We start from the raw sequence: 17,372 nt of genomic DNA, 5'->3' as shown, positions 1-17,372 counted from the left end.
TGGCCGCCGTGGCCGCCACCGAGTGAATCTGCTTGGTTTTGCTGTCCACCCCGATATGCGCCTTCATGCCGAAGTACCACTGGTTGCCCTTCTTCGTCTGATGCATCTCGGGATCGCGCGCCTTGTCTTTATTCTTCGTGGAGCTAGGGGCACTGATAATGCTGGCGTCCACGATGGTACCGCTGGAAACCCGCAGCCCCTGGGCCTGAAGGTAGTCACCCACCGCCTGGAAGAGGCGCCCACCCAGTTCATGCCGCTCCAGAAGATGTCGGAAGTTGAGAATCGTCGTCTCATCCGGCACCGGCTCCCGACCCAGGTCGATGCCGACAAAACGGCACATCGAGCGGGATTCATACAACGCCTCTTCGGCACCCGGATCCGACAGACTGAACCAGTGTTGAAGAAAGTAGATGCGCAGCATGCGTTCCAGGCCAACCGGTGGACGGCCATTTCCGGCTTTGGGGTAGAACGGTTCGATCAGCTGGCACAACTGGGCCCATGGGACCACTTGCTCCATCTCGGTCAGAAACTGTTCCCGCCGAGTTGGCTTGCGGTAGCGTTCAAAGTCACCGGTGGCGAAAGTCTGCTGTCTCATCGATACCTAACCGTTGTGAACAATGCGCGTATTATCGCAGATGTTGGGACTTAATCAGAGTTGCCCTAGCTGTAAATGAGTAAGATTCGAGCGACTGTAAGCCATCCTGACGGCTACCAAGGATTGCCCTGGTACGAGATCAGAGGAGAAAGAATATATACCACTGTTAGCCATCCAGATGGTTATCAAGGGCTTCCTCGGTACGAAATCGAAGGACGCAAGATTTATACGCAGTGAGTCACCCAAAAGGTTATCAGGGCCTACCGTGGTATGAGATCGTCTAAAAATGAATCCCAACGACAAAATCAGACAACAAATTCTGCACTGGTTCTACGAACGGAATACAAGTGCCACAAGTCAGTACGGTAAGAAGGGCTCCGCCGCAAAAATAAGCGATGTTAAAAAAGGTCTCAAGGATTCTCACGGGCTATCGCAACAACAGGTAATGTCGAATCTCACCTACCTAATTGATAAAGGGTGGATCAATAAGTCGGAAATCGAAAAAACCGTTCAGGTAAAAGGCGGCACAGTGCCATCAACCGTCACGTGGTACGAGATATCCGCGTCAGGCATCGACAAAATCGAAGGCGAATCAGAATTCAAAGAAGGTGGGAAATACGCAGGTATAAACATCACCGCAACTGGCACCAATGTCATCACCCTCGGCGATGGGAATATCGTAAATGCAGAATTTGCCGCTCTCCACACCGAACTGTCGAATCTTAAAAATGCGGTTGCAGTGAGTTCACTAGATGAGTCACAGAAACTTGATGTATCCGTAGATATCGAAAGCCTAAAGGACCAACTTGTTAAGTCCGACCCAGACAAGACCATAATTGGGCATATTTGGGCACAAATTCAGGATGTGGCGACCATAGGTGGTTTCACTGATGCGGTAGCTAAGGTTCTGCCGCTGATTACCGGGTTACTCCCGTCATGACCGCACAGAACAACAGGTTCGAGCCGATCTCGGAGGCGCTACGCGGCCCCTCGTCGGCTCAACCGAAACCTTAGCTGTTTAAGTGGGTTCAAAAAATGACAGAAGATAAAGAACCAAAACCAACATGTTTTGTGATCCAGTCTTTTGATGATGGTACGTTCGATAGAAGATATCGTGAAACCATTCGTCCCGCTTTGGTGAAGGCAAATGTAGAGCCCCAGCGAGCGGATGAAATATTGGGCTTGAATCCAGTAATTGACAAAATTGAAAGGGCAATTGAGTCGGCTTCAATATGCGTGGCAGAGGTCAGCGAGGATAATCCAAATGTATGGCTAGAGTTAGGGTATGCACTTGCGCTGGATAGACCAACGGTGATTCTGTGCGACAAAGCTTACCGGCAAAAACTACCATTCGATGTGCAACATCGACCAATTGTTTTTTATAGAACTGATTCAAGAAGCGGTTTTGAAGAATTGGAACGTAACATTGTAAAGTACGTAGAAAATGAATTGAAAACTGCACAACGAATCGCAAGAGCTCCAGTATTGAAGCCTGGAAGCGAGGGTGAATCGGAGCTTGAAAGCTACGAAACTGCGATTCTTTCAACAGCGTTTTCGTTTTGGCCATCTAACATTGGAGGTGTCAGCTCTTGGGAATTGGAAAGAAAAATAACTCAGGAAGGGTTTGAAAAGGTAGCATTTGCTTTAGGTGTCACAAGCCTCATCAGTAGGGGGCTATTGGAAGAAAAGCTGGTTCTCAATCAAGATGACTACGAAGAAAAATATTATTACGTGACAAAGGGTGGTATCGAATGGTTACAAAGCAATAAAAATCTTTTCGAAGTTAAAAAAGAATCCGCATTCGACGATGACATACCGTTCTAATACGCAGCTAAAACGGCGCTTCGGTGAGCTTCTAACCTTGAGTGTCCGCTTTCAGGAGATTGTCCTGCTTCTGAAGGAGGGTGTTCAAAACTCTGTGTCAGCTGAGTCGTCATCAGAGGCTGATGTAAGCACCCAGTCTGCCGGGGAAGTGAATCGTCAGCTGCGATAGCGTCAGGTTCCAGTTCTGTATGGGATGCGTCCAGCGCTCTGAGGCCTTCAATATACCGGCGTAAAGGAGCTTGAGTAAACTGTTCTCGTTAGCGAAGCCGCCCTTGGTCTTGGTCAGTTTTCGGAACTGGCGATGCACCGCCTCGACGGCATTCGTCGTGTAGATGGCGGTGCGGACGTACTCCGGGTATTTGAAGTAGGCTGACAGCGTCGGCCATTTGCTGCGCCAGGACTGGATGACCATCGGGTATTTCTCGCCCCATTTGGCCTCCAGATCATCCAGTGCTGTTTCAGCGGCGTTGAGGGTGGCGGCTTTGTAAACGCACTTCAGATCGGCCATGAAGGCCTTCTGATTTTTCGAGGCCACATACTTCATCGAGTTGCGGATCTGATGGATGATGCAGTGCTGGATTTCAGTGTCGGGGTAGATGCTCTCGATGGCCTCAGGGAAGCCTTTCAGGCCATCGACACAGGCGATCAGGATGTCCTTGACGCCACGATTGTGCAGGTCGGTGAGCACACTCAGCCAGTGGTGTGCGCCTTCCTGGTCAGACAGGTACAGGCCGAGCAGCTCCTTCTTGCCCTCGATGTTCAGCCCGAGCAAGGTGTAGATGGCCTTGCTGACGTAGCGTCCGTTTTCCTTGATCTTGTAGTGAATGGCATCGAGCCAGACGATGGGGTAGATCGCATCGAGGTCGCGTTCACGCCAGGCCTGTAGTTCCGGTATCAGCCTGTCGGTGATGGCGTTCAGCGTACCATTGGAAATCTCAATGCCGTAGAGGTCTTTAATGTTGGCACGGATATCCTGGTAGCTCATTCCCAGTGAGAACAGTGCGAGGATCTTGCGCTCCAGCTCATCGGTCAGATGGGTCTGGTGTTTCTTGATCAGCTGTGGCTCAAAGGTGCCTGCACGGTCACGGGGTGTGTGCAGTTCAAAGCTGCCGATCGGACTTTTGACCGTCTTGGATGTGCTGCCATTTTTGCGGTTGGGCGTGTCGTCCTCCGCCAGGTGACAGTCACGTTCCGCGTGCAGGGCGGCCTCGGTGAGCTGCTTGATCAGAGGCGTCAGTACACCATCTTTGCCGGTGAGATCTTTACCTTCACGCAGCGCTTTGAGGGCTGCGTCCATATCGAACTGGGTTTTTTGTATTGCCATGTGTCATTCCTTTTGCGTTAATGATAATGAAATGACACAGAATTCTGAACACTACCTTCTGAAGGTCTGATAGTGGCCGTTCTGAACCACTGTCAGACGGATAGGGCGCGCGACCCCATTTGACAAGGTCTATCGCTCGAGTCTGAGCTCAATCAGCTTATTGGTGACAAACAATCACTCAAGCTGCCAGATTCTGCCGTTTTTCAATGAGAAGTTTTACCACGGCTTGAAGTTCCTCTGTTGTTTTTCCCGAGGCAAATGCATTTAACATGGTATCCACTTCATGGGCCAGCCAGCCGACAGAACGATTACCAAGGGAAACCCCAGGAGGGAACAAGCCTTCACTGATTCGACGATAGAGGGTCGCGTGACTCATCCCGGTTCGATTTAACACCGCTGGCTTTCTTTCGATTCGGATTGTGTGATGCTCAGGCATACGCGATGAATACCCAAAGTGGGGGTTGGTGTGCGATTGTCGGTTGCCTCATGAGTTCACGTGCTCCACCGTGCTTTGATACACAGTCCATACTAACGGCGGCTCGTGCGAGAAAAACCCGGAAAAGCGGGCAGACAGGTGCGGGCTTTCGTTATTGAAAGCCCGCCGGTGCGTGTCGATGAGCGGCGGCGATTACAGATACTTCTTGAAGTACGCCACGCTCACACGCACGGTGAGGCCTTGACACGTCTGTCGAGAGTCTTTGGTGTGATGGAGTTTGCCCGGATCAGCGGGCACCGTGATCTTCGGGTATTGCAGAACGTCTATTTCGCTCCTTCAGTGAAGGACCTGTCCGATAAGCTCGATTAGGCGACACGATTTTCCTGATGTTTCTCAGTCCAGGCGATCACTTCCTTGGCCTTCCACAAGGGTTGCCCACGGCGTTTACTGCCGGCGACCGGAAGCCTGATGGCCTGAGGAAACCCGGGGAGGGCGGTAATCCGGTCACGTACGACCGCTTCAGAGCGCTTCAAATAAGCGGCGATCTCTTTCACCGTCCATAAGTCCACCGTAATCGGGATACGCGGGGAAAGGTTGTTGATCGCATCCAGTAGTATTTCGATCTGATTCATACTTGTTCCATGGCTTCATCGTTTTCGATGCAATGATTGTATTGGCCTGGTCACATGGGAATTAGCTAGAAACCCCGCATTCAGCAGCGACCTTTCCACATAGTTTCCAGCATACGCCATCACTCCAACCGACCTGGTTCACAATTGAGGGTCATACCGCCCACAGGTTGACGAATCAAGTATGAAAGCAGCTCGACCGGGACGTGCTTTCGGAAACGTTCATTTCTGTCCAGGCCACTAACATCCGCAGGGAAGAAGTTCATGAAGGAGAAAGTGGTGTTAAACGAAGTTTCCAGCGGCAACCAGCCGTATTCGAGACATGTTCGCGACCTCGCATGCAAAGATCCCAATATCGCGTCGCTTCTGGTGGGGATGTCCCCCGAGCTGGCTGACATTTAGGGTGCAGTCAATGGCTATCCCAGACTCTAGCGCCATGCAGGAACCGGGCACCCGTGACGCGGCCACGACGGTAAAGCTGGATGTGCGTCGTATCAACCACTATGAACGCAATCCGCGTCGTAGTGAGAATCCGGAATACGACCGCATCAAATCCTCCATCCGGGCCGATGGCATGGATCAGCCCTTGGTGGTCACGTGCCGACCCGACGAAACCGACTACGTCGTCGGCGCCGGCGGCAACACACGGTTGCACATCCTGCAGGCGTTGTACCAGGAAACGGGCGACGAGCGATTCCAGTGGGTTGATTGCCTGTTCAAACCGTGGCGCGAAGAGTCGGATGTGCTGCTGGCGCATCTCAGGGAAAACGATCTGCGCGGCGGACTGAGTTTCATCGACAAGGCCCAGGCCGTCTTCGAGGCCAAGGGGCTCCTGGAAGAGGAGATGGGCATCGATGAGCTTTCGCAGCGTCGTCTCGAAACGATACTCCGAGACCGCGGCTACAGCTTGAGTCACGGGCTGATCTCTCAGATGGGCTATGCGGTTCACACCTTGCTCCCGGTGATTCCCCAGGCACTGAAGTCGGGTCTCGGCCGACCGCAGGTGGAGCGCATTCGAGCCCTGGACCGAGCGGCGCGCGCCCTCTGGAAAAAACGCAAGCTGGGTGATGACGAATCCTTCGATGCAGTGTTCGCGGCATTGTGTGAACGATACGACGGTCCCGAGTGGGATCTCGAACTATTGCGCAATGCCGTTGAGATTGAGATTGCTGAAGAGCTCGAGGTGAGCATCCAGGCCATTCGCGTCGAACTGGACGCGCAGCTTTTGGGACGTGAGGTCGAAACCCCGGTCCTTGAGAGCGACCGTGACTCTGACACACCAGAAGAACGAGTCCCTTCGTCTAATGCCGATACGGCAAAACCAATAAGTGCTGCAAAGGGCAAGACGCCTGGTGACTCACGCGGCAACAACGCGGATAAAGTATCCAAGGGTGAAGTGCCTCCACCGCAACGACCATCACTTGTCATCGCGCCCGATCCATCGGAGGAAGACTCAGAGGAGCAGCCGTCTAACCCTATAGAGTCAGAGGCGGGCTCCATCGTAAGTTCGATCACGCCCAGCCAACCCGCTTCCACGGATCTCAAATCATTACGTGCCCGAGCCTGGACACTGGCCGCGCGCCTTGCGCAACGCAATGGCATCGGCGGCCTGGTCGTGCCTCTGTCCGGCAAGGGACTCGGATTCATCCTCCGTGACGTACCGGATTCGTCGTTGGCCGATCAGTTGGACGCTGACACGCTTGGCCAGGTCTCCATGTTGTGGTGGCACCTGGCGGCTTGCGCGGAGATGACCGTGGCGCCACTGGATGCCGTTATCGCCACCTTGTCTGACGACTCGATCTTGCGCCAGGCGCTCGAGAATCAGGATGCCGGTCTGCTCTTCAACAGCGTCTGGACCCTGGACCCGGGGCATACCGGCTATCGGCTCTGGCGTCAACTCGGCGAGCAGGACTGGCAGGATCTGCTCAACCTGATGGACACCTACCGTCGCATTCACCGTGCGGCGGAGGCCTCGCAGGTCCGGCTCTGGGAGTAGGCGCGATGGACGGAACCAAGGAATCCGGTTTGATCACGGCCGTGCTGATGTACGCGATCCGCTGCCTGGCCGAAGGGGATCAAGCCGCGTTGCGCAACATGAATTTCGGCCCACGCGAAATCGAGGCGTTGCGCGAGATGAACTTGGCCGACCTCTATCGTGTCGAGTCCTTGCGCGCCCATTGCCTGGATATCGTTCTCAATCGGGACGTGTACTGGCCCATGATCGAGCATCTGCGGCGGCAGCGCGAATCCGAGGAACTGCAACAAGTGCTCATCGCCGCCGACGCACCGTTGGAGATGATGCAGACGCTGTTCGGTTTAGGTTCCCGCGAATACACGCGCCTGCGTCGCATGTTGACTGTCGATCCCTCGGTCGGCCGGCCGGCGGAACCCGATGAAGCGAGCACGCACAAGCTCTGGAACGCTTGGGTCCAACGGGCGGAACACGAAGAAGATGGTCCGCTCGCACCGAACGAGTATCTCGCCATCCACCGTGAAACCGGTATCTCAATGCGGGCCATATGGAACTTGACGCAACGCTGGAATCAATACGGTGACTTGACGGGTCGAAGCAGTCACGACCCTGTGGAGCGAGCCTGTTCGGATGGGTGAGGGTTCTCGCGGACTCCGGCCCGAGACCCACGCACTGGATGCACTGATACAGGCGACCGTCGAACGCGCACAACAGGAATCGGGTAGCAAACAGTCCGATACCATGCTGTTCATGGGGAACCGCCATCAGGCGTTCCCCACGCTGGTAGTGCAAGACCCCGTGCTCGAACCCGTGGACAAGCTGGTGTGGATGGTCATCATGCTGCAGGCCCAGGAGACCGGCGGCAGCACGGCGTTCCCCAGCTACGAGCATCTCGCCAAGAAAACCAACGTCTCCTCCACATCGACCATCTCGCGGGCCATCGCCATTCTGCGCGCCACGCGTTGGCTGACCTTGTGCGCGCGGCTGCGGGAGGCAAGCGGCCGCTTCCGCGGTAACGTCTATGCACTGCACGACGAACCTCTGCCATTGGCGGACGCCCTGCATCTGGACCCGGACTATATGCAGTTCCTGCAGCAGTCGCTCGGGCATCATCACGCGCGCGTGCGCCTGGTCGCCAAGGGGGTTTTGGATACCATCGACGAGGACATCCAGGAGGGCCTCGATATCTGCGCCAAAATCCATCCGCTCGAACGTCGCCTGCAAGCGGCCGAGGCGATCCAGCAGGATTCACCGCGGCGCTATTTTGCCTTCAGCGCAAAGGTGATGACGCAACTGCGCAACGTGGTCGGGGAAGACGGTACGGATCACCGGGACCAAAATTCAAAGGCGGAGGAAACCCAGCTTCAAATTTCGAACCCTCAAAATTCAAAGTCGGGTAGTAGTAGTTATATAAATAAAAATACAACTACAACTACAAAAACCACTGGCGAGAAAAAAATCGTAGGGCCATTGGATGAGGAGCCGCCCCTGATCTACCCCAAGCGCCTCACAGACAACCAGCGCGCAGTGGCGGATCGTTACTTGAAATCCGTACCTGCCACTGCACGCCAGTCCATCCTCGATGAGCTGGAAGGCCGGTTTCGTTCGGAACAGAAGGGCATGAAACCGGTGTACGACGAAATACGCTTCCTGCATTTCCTGTGTCGCGCCTCAAACAAAGGCAAGTTTGTGTCCAACCTCGGCATCAAGGTGCGCGACGAACGCATCGAGCGGGAGAAGGCGCGTGAGAGACACCTGAAGCAACAGGAACAAAGTCCGGCAGAAGCGAAGCGTTGCGAAAATTCCAGAGCCTCAGGTCAAAGACAACTTGCCGAGCTACGCAAGTCGCTCAACATGCCGGCGCGTCCTCAGACCGACGACGAGTCGGGCTGACCTATACCCGAACTGCAGTGGTTACAGTGTAACCACTCTCAGTATCCCCTCCCCGAATCGCTTCCCGGCGTCAACCACACCGAACCGTGAAGGAATAAATTCTTGTCGGTCGGCTCCCGTCATGGATTGATGGAGGACTCATTCACCAGGATGAAGGATATGCCAAATGAGTTCCGGTAAGTCAGAACCAGATCAGCGAGCCGAGCAACACCCGGAAGACGCGAGGGTCGACGCCGGGCCGGGTGCGCTGCGTGGGCAGGTGTGGCTAACGGTCCAGACCCGGCAAGCGCAACGGCTGATCCGGGGGCGCAACGGCAATGCCGACAAACCGGCGATCATCGGGCTGGTGGGCTTTGCCGATCGGCTGCGTGTGATCTGGCAAGCGGCACGCAATGACGATCCCTATGCCGATTGGTGGTTGGTCAAGGTGCACGAGGCGCTCGAACGGGTGCACGACCTGGTCAAGAACGAACAGGCCGCGTTGGACGCGCAGCTCGAACAGCTCACCGCTTTGGAAGTGGCCGTGGCGGAGTCGATGAAGCCGTTTCGGATCGCGCTCCAGTTTGCCAATCCCTACGCCTACCGAGGCGCCCAGTTGATCGCCGAGTACGACAGGTTTGTGCGCACGCTGTTGACCGCCCACCATGTGGGACTGCTGACCGGCGCCACGATGGAGGGCTCGCTCAATACATGTGCGCGCAAGATCCGAGGTGCGTTCGCAGTACCGCAAGGCTATCACTTCCTCAACGTCGATCGCGCGACACTCCAACAGGGCACCGCCAACGCGAGTCGCGCCCGGCAGGTCATGGGCGAAGTTCCGGACGGCGTGTTGAACGGAGCACACCAGGCACCACTTGCGCCGCGCAAAGTCCGATTTCCCGAAGAGGCTGCCAAGCACATCCGTCTGAGTCCCGTTGACTCCGCACCAAAAGCGGATATCGCCGCGGCGGTAAACGACGTCACCGGTAGCACTTAGTTTTCGCTGGTATGCAACGCGTTTCCCGCCATACTCCTGCGAACACACGGTCAATGCCGGTAGGGCCGAAGCCGTATGACTAAGTCGACAGCAGGCAAACGTATCGCACTTCTGCTCGACCCGCGGGTGGCGTTTGAGGCCCTGATCCTGAACCGGCTGGAGCGAATTCCGGAAGTCCGGCGTCAAGAGTGGCTGCGCGGGCTCTTGGTGCAGGGCTTTCGCCAGGAATGCCAATCGTTGCGGGTGGTACAGGACGAGGTTGTTCCGCAACCGATGAGACCACCACAAGGCCAAGGCGTGTCAACGAGGCAACCGCGAACCGCGTTTGCCGCCTGGTTGGCGCAACCATCGGCTCCACGCGTCATCGAGACCGCGGCGACGCCGGCGGCGGTCGAAGTGAACACCGCAGCGGGTCAGGCTAAGCCCTTCGCCGGCTTGAGAAAGGTGATTGGTTGAGGCTGGTTGCATAAAAGACGAGACAAGAACGGAGGAGAAATGATGACAGAATCCAATACGGTGTCGCCCATCCAGGTGGGTCTCGATGACGGTTACGCCTTTACCAAGGTGGCCCTGCCGGATGGCAGGCTGATCGCCATTCCCTCGCGGGCCAGGGTCGGCAAGTCTGGCGTCACTTGGATCGATAACGGCCGGCAGCGCATCTTCGAGTACGAAACCGAAGGGGCGATGTATGCGGTGGGCGCCGTCGACGGTGCGCCCACGCATTTCGAGGGCTATCCCACCTCGGGACTGAACCGCGTCATCGTACAGCATGCCCTCCAGGAAGCCGGGCTGTCCGGCCGCTCCATTCATGCGGTCTCCGGACTCCCCGTCAGCGCCTTCTACAAGAAGAACGGTGAGCAGCGTCGCGACACCATCGAGAAGAAGCGCCTCAGCTTGAAGCAGGCGGTGCAACCGAAGTCGGAGCGGCTGCCGGCCGCGATCGCGTTCCACGAGGTGATCCCGGAGGCGCTGGCCGCGTGGTACGACTACGTCATCGTCACCCAAGCCAATGATGTCATTCTTGATGAAGCGCGCTTGTCGGTCCCGATCGCCGTCGTGGACATCGGCGGGCGCACCACCGACTACGTGGTCGTGAAGGACCAGGGCGTCGTCCACGCATCGTCGGGTTCCTTACAGGGCGGCATGTTGGACGTGAAACAGCAGGTGGCCAACGGCATCCAGGAACGCTTCGACCTCGAGAACGTGGGCGAGCAGCTGGTGTCATCGGCCGTCGAACGCGGCGTCGTACGTTTGCACGGCAAGGATCACGATGTCGCGGCACTGGTGGACGCCGCCAAGCGGGAGCTGGTGGAACGGCTCTATGCCGAGAGCCGTCGCCAACTCGGGCTGGGCGTGGAACTGGATCGGATAGTGTTCGTCGGCGGTGGCACCGTTGCCTTGGTGGAACATATCGCCGATTGGTTTCCCAACCAGGCCATCGCCGAACACCCGGCCTTCGCCAACGCGCGCGGGATGTTGAAGTATCTGCAATACGTCTGTGAAGAGTCGGACGTTGCCTGACCGGTTTTATACGTGGTCACTGCGGTCTCAGTGACAAACAAGGCGCCTTAGGATCGTGCAACAGGCGCCGTGGCGAAAGCCTCGGTCCAGCTTCAAGGAAACGTCATCGTTTCCGTTTTTCACCAACCCTGCCGGGTAAGCCTTCCCGCCAGGGTCGCGCTTGCTCCGGATGAAAGCAACCTGAAGGAGTAAGCACTATGTCCAACAACGAAAGCAGCAAGTATTTCGATCTTCACATCAACGGCATCGGTTATCTCAACCGTGTCCGGGAGGTGACGCCGGAAGAGGGGACTCCTTTTCTGAGTGTCACCATCGCTGCCCTTCGCGGCAGTGTCGACAACGTCCAGTACACGCATTTTGAGTGTCCCGTGTCCGGCAAGAAGGCGCAGGAAATCGTGCGCCAGCTCAAGTCGGCTGTGGAGGGCAAGTTGAAGGTGCTCATCGGATTCACGCTCAGTGATCTGTATGCGGAACCCTTCACTTTCAAGAACGGCGACAAGGCCGGCGAGACCGGAGTCAGTCTGAAGTCCCGGTTGCTTCGCGTGTCATGGGCCAAGGTCGACGGCCAGCCGTTCTATACGGAGCAAGAGAGCGCTGCGTAAGTCCACATCCGGTCGGGTAACTCAGTTACCCGGCCACCTTCCAACCTGCCTCGGGGGATCATCCCCCCGCGGGTCTGGTCTCCCGGTCTATTCGAGGAGATCAGTCATGAAGAGTACGGACGACCGGTTCGCCGGTCTGAAGCCGTCGGAGCTCAACGACGTGGAGAAGCAATCAGTGGTGATGTTGGCGATGAACGTATTGGCGATCAAGCATCGCGCCGGGAGAACCTTGAGCAGTCCGGTCGAGACACGGAATTTTCTGCGTCTTCGTCTGGCCGACTACCGAAACGAGGTATTCGGATGTCTGTTTCTGGATAACCGGCATCGGATCATCGCTGTGCGTGAGTTGTTTCAGGGCACCATCGACGGTGCTTCGGTTCATCCGCGCGTCGTCGTGCAACAAGCCATGGAGGTGAACGCGGCCGCTATGGTCTTTTTCCACAATCACCCCTCCGGAGTCGCGGAGCCCAGCCGTGCGGACGAAATGCTCACCCGCCGGCTGAAAGAGGCACTGGCACTGGTCGATGTGCGAGTACTCGACCACTTCGTGGTTTCCGGTGGTGAGAGCGTGTCGTTCGCTGAACGTGGCCTGCTCTGACATTCGTAATTTTTCACAACCCCAGCCGGGAAAGCATCCTCTTTCCCGGCCGGGAAGGAGGTGTGACCCGGTGTTCATTCCACGCAGGAGAAACACCATGTCCAACTCTTCAAATGATCGCAGCACTGAATCGTTCTTCGGTGAGGTCATCTCCACCTATACCCGGGCCCAGGCCATCGAAGATGGTGTGCTCATCGACACAGGCAGCATGGCACAGGAGGCCGGGTTCAAATGGCCTGTGGCCATCACTACCGACGCTTGGGCCGATTGTGTGGCCTGGACGGATGACGACAGCGACAGGCAGGTCCATCAGGACGAGTCCGGCCGTTTGTGGGATGTGCTCTTCATGGCATCTCACGCCATACGGACGGGTTCGGGTTCCGGCGACCGGTTGCTGTTCCAACTCTATCGGGTACCCCGTGACGGGCGGTCGATGGAGGCGGAACTGACGACATTGAAGTTGATCGTCGGCCCGGGTGATCAGGGTGAACCCGTGATCACCATCCTCTTGCCTCATGAGGACTGAGAAACGTTTCAACAGCGTTATTTCAATTCAATCGGGTCTATGACTCGAGTTCACAACCAACCCCATCGGGGAGATCGTCTCCCTGGTGGGGGATGGTCTCTCCAGCGGATCAATTATAGGAGAACCATCATGAGATACATCATTCAATACACTTTGCCCTACGAACACAGGGTCATGGTCGGCATCGAGGCCGAAAGCCCAGAAACCGCCGTCGCCAAGGCCGGTGAGTTGTTCGACCAGGGCGATATCTGGCAGGACTCGGCGGAAGTACCGCTGCTCTACGACGACTTCGAGGAACAGGGTGATGCCGGTGTTCCGCTTGAGTTTACCGTGGAGGATGAGGTATCCGGTGACTGGCCGGAACCAGGCGCCAGCGTCACAGCGATCCGCCGCCGGGACGCGGCTTTTCAAGCTGTCCGCCTGCTGATCGAGGCCTACCGCCGCGGTGAAGCGCGGGGCGGGAGCATCGACTGGGAGGACCTGGATCAGGCCTACCAGGCGGCGCTTCAGGCATCTGGATCAAGTCCGGAGACGGATCGTCCTGAGCCGAGTCCGCGCTGCTCGCGGCTTGCCGTCGTCATCGAAGGCGGCATCGTGCAATCGGTGATCGCCGACCTGCCGGACACTGCGCCTTCCGTGGCCGTGATCGATTACGATATCGAGGGACAGGCGCCGGAAGACCTGTGTGACATCACGCAATCCGACGGCAGCCGCTCGAAAGCGTATGTCGTCGAATCATGGATCGAGCCGGCCCGCATCGATCTGGATGAGGTATTCCGGACCATCGATGCGTAGTCACTTCCATGCCCCGCCTCGTGCGGGGCAAATCTTGTCGATTCAAGAATTATCATGCAAAAACAACAGGAAAGGGGTGTGTGTCCAGATCTCAGTCCTACATGCCGCTTTACTTTTGAAAGAAAAACGTATATATATTTCTTTCACAAGATATGGGCAAGCACATCGACAGCACTGATAGCAAGATCCTCCGGCGGATTCAGTCCCGCAAGCGGGGCTGGGTCTTTACGCCTGATAGTTTCACGGATCTCGGAACCCGCCGTGCGATCGATCTTGCGCTGATGCGGCACCGGGACAGCGGCCTTATCCGCCAGCTTGCCCGGGGGCTCTATGACTACCCGAAAATCGATCCCCAGCTGGGCTCGTTGCAGCCATCGACGGATGATATCGCAAGCGCCCTGGCAGGCCGTGACGCGACCCGTTTGCAACCCTCCGGGGCTTACGCGGCCAATCTCCTTGGGCTCTCTACCCAAGTTCCCATGAAGGTCGTGTATCTCACGGATGGTCGTACGCGAACCGTCCAGGTTGGCAAGCGCCAGATCATCCTGAAGCACACCACGCCCCGCAATATGGCCACGGCGGGAAAGGTCAGTGGACTGGTCATTCAGGCCCTGCGCCACATCGGGCGGAAGAATGTCGATCAGCAGATCATCAAGCGGCTCGACCATCGGCTCGATGACGCGGCACGCAAACAACTGATGAAGGATATTCGATACGCTCCCGCCTGGATCGCCGATATCATTCGCACTCTGACCGACAAGAAAAACGCCGCATGAAAGAATTCATCGAACTGCCGGTAGAACGCCGCCGGCTGATCTGTACGGAAGCCGGTGCGCAACTGAACCTGTTCGAGATCGCCGTCGAAAAGGACTTCTGGGTGTGCTGGACCTTGCGCAAGCTGTTCGAGTTACCCGAATGGGGCGAACACCTGTCGTTCAAGGGCGGTACGTCACTGTCCAAATGCTGGAACCTCATCGAACGCTTTTCCGAAGATATCGATATCGTCATCGACCGGGGTGTCCTGGGCTTTGGAGGAGACAATACGCCGGAAACGGCGCCCAGCAAGAAACAGACGACAAAGCGCCTCAAGGCGCTGAAAGAAGCCTGTCAGCAGACGATCAGGGACAGGATACGGCCAGCACTTATCGAAGCGATCTCATCGGAACTGCCGGAGGATCTCGAATGGGTGCTCGAGCCCGATGCCGACGATCCCGATGGGCAGACCTTGCTGTTGGTCTATCCGACAGCCTTCCCGGAGCAAGCCGCCTATCTCCGCCGTGCCGTCAAGATCGAGATGGGCGCCCGCTCGGATACGGACCCTGCCGAATCGATCGATGTCAGACCCTATATCAGCGACGCCTTTCCGGATTTGCTGTCGGAGCCGGGGGCGCGTGTTCGCGCGGTCATGCCAAGGCGTACCTTCTGGGAGAAGGCGATGCTCCTGCACGAGGAAACCTTTCGGCCGGAAGCCAAGCGGCGCGGGGTAGCCATGGCTCGCCACTACTATGACCTTTATCGGCTGATCCTCGCTGGCATCGGCGATGAATCTGCACAGGATCTCGATCTGTTCGAACGGGTTGCCGCCCACCGCCAGGTCTTTTTCCCCTATAGCTGGGTCGATTACTCGACGCTGAATCCCGGCCAGTTGCGGTTATTGCCAGTGGAAGCCGACCGGCCAGACTGGCAAGCCGATTACGAAGGAATGCGGCAGGAGATGTTTTATGGCGATGTACCGACATTCGCTGAGATCCTGTCGGTAGTAGGTGAGTTTCAGGCCAGGTTGAACGCCGGTTAGACTGCGCCCGAGAAAGCTTGTTCATAGCTGTACAGTGAAACGAGATCCAAACGGCCAGGTGGTTACACTGTAACCACCTCGATCTCTGTGCTTGGAAGCACACCAACGCATCCCCCTCGCCGACCGACCTACCTTTATTGAGGCTGTCCACAGAGTCCACAGGCCTTGCCCGCCACGGCGTAGCGAGCCCCTCACTCGCGCAGCCAAGGGCTGGGCCGCGATCAGCGGCGCCTGTGGACCCCTGTGGGCAGGCCAATCTGTCCTGAAAGCCCGCGCCGAACGTCGATTCCAAGCGGCATGCCAGGCACAAGCCTGGAGGGATGCTTGGGTTGCAGCGAAGTCGCCCTCGTCACTAGCGAGCGTAGCGGGGTAGTGACGAGGGCGGCGGTCCCGGGAATGGCGCGGGCTTGCGATCGAATTTCCTGATTACAGCGGGATTTTGTGTTCCTATACTGCGCCCTCGAAACGAAGATCGATCGAATTTAACCGTGGCCACTGCGGGTACAGTGGCAAGTAAGCGCATCAGGACCATGTAACGCGCTGCGGCTGTACGCCGTTGGTCCATCTTCCAACCATCACGGACCGCAAGGTCCGCCCTTCACGTAGGCGCAAGCCTGTTTTTACTCGACGAGCCGAGACGGTCGTCCCTGATGATTCTGCTCAGGGCGATCCCGTCGACGCTCATTTTTCATAAACCCGCGGACCGAGTCCGCACAATTGAAAGGAGGTTATGTCATGAAACCACACTGAGAGAGCGCCCGAGATCGGGCAGATTGGCCAGCGCCGGGCCATTACCCAAAAGGGAAAACCGGCGTTGCCTGAGACCAGGCATATTCAGGTCGAATGGGAGTGGTGTCCCTGACCGATTCGCGAAAGCGAGCCCAGTTAGCTACGGCTGCCGGGTGGTCATAAACACTTACCAGATAGAGATTGCACCGTGAGAGATCTGAACTACCAACTCAAACAACTCTGCCACCGCAACCGCGACGGCAGCTATTCCACACAAGCGAAGCGCATGCATCACTTGATGCTTATCTCAAACCAGTTGGATGCACTGGGTTTTCGTGGCATGAACGCGCGCTCACTGAAACCAAAGCATGTCGAGGCGCTGGTCAAGGATTGGCTGGCGCAGGAACTCAGCGTCGGCACGATCAAGAACCGGATGGCGGTCTTGCGTTGGTGGGCGCAGAAGGTGGACAAGCAGAATGTCGTGGCCCGCTCGAACGACCATTACGGGATTCCGGATCGGCAGTTCGTTACCAATGGGTCGAAAGCAAAATCGGTGGGCGCGCCGGACCTGGAGAAGATCCGCGATCCCTATGTGCGGATGAGCCTCGAATTGCAGCAGGCCTTCGGCCTGCGCCGTGAGGAGGCGATCAAGTTCAATCCGGGCTACGCCGACCGCGGTGACCGCATCACGTTGAAAGCCAGTTGGACCAAAGGCGGCAAGGAACGCGACATACCGGTGCGCAGCGATGAACAGCGCGAGTTGTTGGGTCGCGTGCACCGGCTTGCCGCAGGCGGTTCCCTCATTCCGAACGATCGGAACTATGTGCAGCAGCTTCGCACCTACGAACGGCACACAGCCAATGCCGGCCTCTCGAAAATGCACGGTTTGCGGCACGCGTATGCGCAGCAGCGTTACGAAGAGCTGACCGGATGGAAGGCGCCGGCCGCCGGCGGGCCGGTGACGAGGGCGCTCAGTCCCGGGCAGAAGGTGATGGACCGACACGCGCGGCAGACCATCAGTCGGGAACTCGGGCATGAACGCGAGCAGATCACTTCGGTGTACTTAGGGCGCTGACCGGGACACAGGAAACGGCGCAAATAGTTGGATGGATTTTTAGTTCCCTGTGTGGAGGACGCTTCGTCATGATGCCGGCCTG

19 protein-coding genes are annotated in these 17,372 nt (G+C 57.1%); 15 read left to right on the top strand and 4 right to left on the bottom strand.

Translation table 11 applies throughout. The features are described from left to right. Window positions 1–595 (bottom strand): IS5 family transposase (locus K8I04_02895; GenBank protein ID MBZ0070669.1); only part of this gene is annotated, 595 nt, incomplete at its 3' end. Window positions 596–881: 286 nt separating this feature from the next. Between K8I04_02895 and K8I04_02890 the strand changes: the two genes are divergently transcribed. Both K8I04_02890 and K8I04_02885 read left to right on the top strand, forming a co-directional pair. Then, window positions 882–1,535 (top strand): hypothetical protein, encoded by a 654-nt coding sequence (locus K8I04_02890; protein ID MBZ0070668.1) that lies wholly within the window; start codon window positions 882–884, stop codon window positions 1,533–1,535. 95 nt (window positions 1,536–1,630) lie between these two features. Then, window positions 1,631–2,419: a nucleotide-binding protein gene (locus tag K8I04_02885; GenBank protein MBZ0070667.1), complete on the top strand. Its 789-nt coding sequence runs from the start codon at window positions 1,631–1,633 to the stop codon at window positions 2,417–2,419. 112 nt (window positions 2,420–2,531) lie between these two features. Here K8I04_02885 and K8I04_02880 read toward each other — a convergent pair whose 3' ends face one another. The 3 genes from K8I04_02880 to K8I04_02870 all read right to left on the bottom strand — a co-directional run bounded on the left by K8I04_02880 (window position 2,532) and on the right by K8I04_02870 (window position 4,796). Beyond that, a complete protein-coding gene (locus K8I04_02880) occupies window positions 2,532–3,743 on the bottom strand; it encodes an IS256 family transposase (GenBank protein MBZ0070666.1) in 1,212 nt (403 codons plus the stop codon). A gap of 178 nt (window positions 3,744–3,921) precedes the next feature. Then, on the bottom strand, window positions 3,922–4,179 hold the full coding sequence (locus K8I04_02875; protein MBZ0070665.1) for an AlpA family phage regulatory protein: 258 nt from the start codon (window positions 4,177–4,179) through the stop codon (window positions 3,922–3,924). 365 nt (window positions 4,180–4,544) lie between these two features. Then, a complete protein-coding gene (locus K8I04_02870) occupies window positions 4,545–4,796 on the bottom strand; it encodes a hypothetical protein (protein ID MBZ0070664.1) in 252 nt (83 codons plus the stop codon). Window positions 4,797–5,244: 448 nt separating this feature from the next. Between K8I04_02870 and K8I04_02865 the strand changes: the two genes are divergently transcribed. The 13 genes from K8I04_02865 (at window position 5,245) to K8I04_02805 (ending at window position 17,290) form a co-directional block, all read left to right on the top strand. Continuing rightward, the gene (locus K8I04_02865) at window positions 5,245–6,804 is read left to right on the top strand and encodes a chromosome partitioning protein ParB (protein MBZ0070663.1); all 1,560 of its coding nucleotides are present in this window, start codon (window positions 5,245–5,247) and stop codon (window positions 6,802–6,804) included. Between the two features lie 5 nt (window positions 6,805–6,809). Beyond that, on the top strand, window positions 6,810–7,418 hold the full coding sequence (locus K8I04_02860; GenBank protein ID MBZ0070662.1) for a DUF2857 domain-containing protein: 609 nt from the start codon (window positions 6,810–6,812) through the stop codon (window positions 7,416–7,418). After that, complete coding sequence (locus K8I04_02855; GenBank protein ID MBZ0070661.1) at window positions 7,411–8,673, top strand: helix-turn-helix domain-containing protein; 1,263 nt, start codon at window positions 7,411–7,413, stop codon at window positions 8,671–8,673. Before K8I04_02860 ends, K8I04_02855 begins: the two co-directional genes overlap by 8 nt. A 166-nt stretch (window positions 8,674–8,839) precedes the next feature. Continuing rightward, a complete protein-coding gene (locus K8I04_02850; protein MBZ0070660.1) occupies window positions 8,840–9,649 on the top strand; it encodes a TIGR03761 family integrating conjugative element protein in 810 nt (269 codons plus the stop codon). Between the two features lie 75 nt (window positions 9,650–9,724). Then, window positions 9,725–10,105: a hypothetical protein gene (locus K8I04_02845; protein ID MBZ0070659.1), complete on the top strand. Its 381-nt coding sequence runs from the start codon at window positions 9,725–9,727 to the stop codon at window positions 10,103–10,105. 39 nt (window positions 10,106–10,144) lie between these two features. Beyond that, window positions 10,145–11,170, top strand: a complete 1,026-nt coding sequence (locus K8I04_02840; GenBank protein MBZ0070658.1) for a ParM/StbA family protein — start codon at window positions 10,145–10,147, stop codon at window positions 11,168–11,170. A gap of 197 nt (window positions 11,171–11,367) precedes the next feature. Next, on the top strand, window positions 11,368–11,772 hold the full coding sequence (locus K8I04_02835; GenBank protein MBZ0070657.1) for a DUF3577 domain-containing protein: 405 nt from the start codon (window positions 11,368–11,370) through the stop codon (window positions 11,770–11,772). Window positions 11,773–11,878: 106 nt separating this feature from the next. Then, the gene (gene radC, locus K8I04_02830) at window positions 11,879–12,370 is read left to right on the top strand and encodes a DNA repair protein RadC (protein MBZ0070656.1); all 492 of its coding nucleotides are present in this window, start codon (window positions 11,879–11,881) and stop codon (window positions 12,368–12,370) included. Between the two features lie 97 nt (window positions 12,371–12,467). Then, window positions 12,468–12,896 carry a hypothetical protein gene (locus tag K8I04_02825; GenBank protein ID MBZ0070655.1) on the top strand — a complete coding sequence of 143 codons (429 nt, stop codon included), beginning with the start codon at window positions 12,468–12,470 and terminating at the stop codon, window positions 12,894–12,896. Between the two features lie 129 nt (window positions 12,897–13,025). Next, window positions 13,026–13,691, top strand: a complete 666-nt coding sequence (locus tag K8I04_02820; protein ID MBZ0070654.1) for a hypothetical protein — start codon at window positions 13,026–13,028, stop codon at window positions 13,689–13,691. Window positions 13,692–13,843: 152 nt separating this feature from the next. Beyond that, window positions 13,844–14,467, top strand: a complete 624-nt coding sequence (locus K8I04_02815; protein MBZ0070653.1) for a DUF6088 family protein — start codon at window positions 13,844–13,846, stop codon at window positions 14,465–14,467. Next, on the top strand, window positions 14,464–15,486 hold the full coding sequence (locus K8I04_02810) for a nucleotidyl transferase AbiEii/AbiGii toxin family protein (protein MBZ0070652.1): 1,023 nt from the start codon (window positions 14,464–14,466) through the stop codon (window positions 15,484–15,486). The genes K8I04_02815 and K8I04_02810 overlap by 4 nt, the downstream gene beginning before the upstream one ends. A gap of 937 nt (window positions 15,487–16,423) precedes the next feature. After that, window positions 16,424–17,290, top strand: coding sequence for an integrase domain-containing protein (locus K8I04_02805; protein ID MBZ0070651.1), 867 nt, complete (start codon window positions 16,424–16,426; stop codon window positions 17,288–17,290). The last annotated feature ends 82 nt before the right edge of the window (window positions 17,291–17,372 follow it).

It is taken from the genome of Gammaproteobacteria bacterium (assembly GCA_019911805.1).
Lineage (GTDB): Bacteria > Pseudomonadota > Gammaproteobacteria > Thiohalobacterales > Thiohalobacteraceae > JAHJQQ01.
This window is presented reverse-complemented; position numbering and strand designations above follow the sequence as displayed.

Bases quoted from the DNA above. Each gene is read 5' to 3' on its own strand.
- K8I04_02890 (MBZ0070668.1), top strand. From the start codon at position 882: ATGAATCCCAACGACAAAATCAGACAACAAATTCTGCACTGGTTCTAC.
- K8I04_02885 (MBZ0070667.1), top strand. From the start codon at position 1,631: ATGACAGAAGATAAAGAACCAAAACCAACATGTTTTGTGATCCAGTCT.
- K8I04_02880 (MBZ0070666.1), bottom strand. From the start codon at position 3,743: ATGGCAATACAAAAAACCCAGTTCGATATGGACGCAGCCCTCAAAGCG.
- K8I04_02875 (MBZ0070665.1), bottom strand. From the start codon at position 4,179: ATGCCTGAGCATCACACAATCCGAATCGAAAGAAAGCCAGCGGTGTTA.
- K8I04_02865 (MBZ0070663.1), top strand. From the start codon at position 5,245: ATGCAGGAACCGGGCACCCGTGACGCGGCCACGACGGTAAAGCTGGAT.
- K8I04_02860 (MBZ0070662.1), top strand. From the start codon at position 6,810: ATGGACGGAACCAAGGAATCCGGTTTGATCACGGCCGTGCTGATGTAC.
- K8I04_02855 (MBZ0070661.1), top strand. From the start codon at position 7,411: ATGGGTGAGGGTTCTCGCGGACTCCGGCCCGAGACCCACGCACTGGAT.
- K8I04_02850 (MBZ0070660.1), top strand. From the start codon at position 8,840: ATGAGTTCCGGTAAGTCAGAACCAGATCAGCGAGCCGAGCAACACCCG.
- K8I04_02845 (MBZ0070659.1), top strand. From the start codon at position 9,725: ATGACTAAGTCGACAGCAGGCAAACGTATCGCACTTCTGCTCGACCCG.
- K8I04_02840 (MBZ0070658.1), top strand. From the start codon at position 10,145: ATGATGACAGAATCCAATACGGTGTCGCCCATCCAGGTGGGTCTCGAT.
- K8I04_02835 (MBZ0070657.1), top strand. From the start codon at position 11,368: ATGTCCAACAACGAAAGCAGCAAGTATTTCGATCTTCACATCAACGGC.
- radC (MBZ0070656.1), top strand. From the start codon at position 11,879: ATGAAGAGTACGGACGACCGGTTCGCCGGTCTGAAGCCGTCGGAGCTC.
- K8I04_02825 (MBZ0070655.1), top strand. From the start codon at position 12,468: ATGTCCAACTCTTCAAATGATCGCAGCACTGAATCGTTCTTCGGTGAG.
- K8I04_02820 (MBZ0070654.1), top strand. From the start codon at position 13,026: ATGAGATACATCATTCAATACACTTTGCCCTACGAACACAGGGTCATG.
- K8I04_02815 (MBZ0070653.1), top strand. From the start codon at position 13,844: ATGGGCAAGCACATCGACAGCACTGATAGCAAGATCCTCCGGCGGATT.
- K8I04_02810 (MBZ0070652.1), top strand. From the start codon at position 14,464: ATGAAAGAATTCATCGAACTGCCGGTAGAACGCCGCCGGCTGATCTGT.